Source organism: Nonomuraea rhizosphaerae, from assembly GCF_019396405.1.
Classification (GTDB): domain Bacteria; phylum Actinomycetota; class Actinomycetes; order Streptosporangiales; family Streptosporangiaceae; genus Nonomuraea; species Nonomuraea rhizosphaerae.
On the sequence record NZ_JAHKRL010000517.1, the window covers coordinates 1 to 1,691 of the forward strand.

Below are 1,691 nucleotides of genomic sequence, written 5' to 3' on the forward strand. Positions count from 1 at the left end.
GGCGCAGGCCGCCGCCGCGCCGGCCCAGGGCGGCACGACGGCCTCCGGCCTGCCGCGGCGGGTGCCGAAGGCCAACCTGGTGCCCGGTACGGCGAGCCTGGCCGAGCCCGCGCCGACGTCACCGGCCCCCCAGATCTCTCCCGAGCGCTTGCGGAGCCGGCTCTCCAGCTTCCAGCAGGGCGTACGGCAGGGCCGCGCGTTCACCCGCGGAGAAGACAATGAGGAGGAGCAATGAGAGAACTGAGCCAGGGAGCGCGTGGCATCAGCTGGCTGATCACGGATTTCGTCAACAACGTGCCCGGTGTCGCGCACACCGTGGTCGTGTCGTCCGACGGATTGCCGCTGGCCTTCTCCGAGGGGTTTCCCAAGGATCGGGCCGACCAGCTTGCCGCGGTCGCTTCTGGTGTGATCAGCCTGACCCAGGGGGCCGCCCGGGTGTTCGAGGGCGGGATGGTCACCCAGACCGTGATCGAGATGCAACGTGGGCTCCTTATGATCATGTCGATCAGCGACGGTTCCTGCCTCGCTGTGCTCGCCGCGCCCGACTGCGACATGGGGCTGGTCGCGTACCAGATGACGCTGCTCGTGGAGCGGGCGGGCCAGGTGCTCACCCCGGCTGTTCGGGCCGAGCTGCAGGCGGCTCGCCCGCGCTAGCCGGAGGGTGACAGGAGAAGATCATGGTTTCAGGTCAGGGTTGGGCTGGTGATAGCACTCCACCGCATCCGTCGGCTCCGCGTCCGCAGAAGCCGAGCTCCCTGGTGCGGCCGTATGCCGTGACAGGGGGCCGCACGGCCCCACGGATGAAGTTCGCCATGGAGGCTCTCGTGTCCTCCTTGACGTCGGAATACCAAGACATTTCACTTCTAAGTCCGGAGTATCAGGCGATCATTCAGCTAACCCGGAACGTCAGGTCGGTTGCCGAGATCTCCGCCCTCTTAAGGCAGCCTCTTGGGGTGGTCCGGGTGCTGATCGCCGACATGGCGTCGGAAGGCCTGATCCGCGTGCACCAGCCTGCGCTGGACGCGGGTAAGCCGGACCTCAACTTGCTCGAAAGGGTGCTCAGTGGACTTCGCAGGCTCTAGCCCCGGCCTAACCTCGACGAAAATCGTCGTGGCCGGTGGCTTCGGCGTGGGCAAGACGACGTTCGTGGGTGCGGTCTCGGAGATCCTGCCGCTCACCACGGAGGCGGTGATGACGGACGCGTCGGCCGGTGTCGACGACGTCTCCCTCACGCCCAACAAGACGACCACGACCGTGGCCATGGACTTCGGCCGCGTGTCGCTCGACCGTGACCTGATCCTGTACCTGTTCGGCACGCCCGGGCAGCACCGGTTCTGGTTCATGTGGGACGACCTCGTCCGCGGCGCGATCGGCGCCGTCGTGCTGGTGGACACGCGCCGCCTGGCCGACAGCTTCCCCGCCATCGACTACTTCGAAGAGGCCAAGCTGCCCTTCGTCATCGGCATCAACGGCTGGGACGGCGCCTTCCCCCACCAGGAGGAGGAGATCCGCGAAGCGCTGTCGCTGAACCCGCACACGCCGATCGTCCGGCTGGACGCGCGTGCGCGCGACTCGGTGAAGGCCACGCTCATCACGCTGGTCGAGCACGCGCTGACGCGCCACATGCACACACCCGCCTGATCTTCCTCTACGCCAGTGCCGCCGAGCCTTGAGGCCCGGCGGCACTGGCG

General features: G+C 67.7%; 4 protein-coding genes. All 4 read left to right on the forward strand.

The genetic code is table 11. The features are described from left to right. Positions 1 to 235: hypothetical protein (locus tag KME77_RS26910; protein ID WP_219471740.1), on the forward strand; the 235-nt coding region annotated here is incomplete at its 5' end. Continuing rightward, positions 232 to 654, forward strand: a complete 423-nt coding sequence (locus KME77_RS26915) for a roadblock/LC7 domain-containing protein (protein WP_055507217.1) — start codon at positions 232 to 234, stop codon at positions 652 to 654. The genes KME77_RS26910 and KME77_RS26915, both read left to right, overlap by 4 nt. 23 nt (positions 655 to 677) lie before the next feature. Further along, entirely contained in the window at positions 678 to 1,082 is a 405-nt protein-coding gene (locus KME77_RS26920; protein WP_246610817.1) for a DUF742 domain-containing protein, read from the forward strand. Positions 1,083 to 1,110: 28 nt separating this feature from the next. After that, a complete protein-coding gene (locus KME77_RS26925; protein WP_308250923.1) occupies positions 1,111 to 1,641 on the forward strand; it encodes a GTP-binding protein in 531 nt (176 codons plus the stop codon). Positions 1,642 to 1,691: the final 50 nt, after the last annotated feature.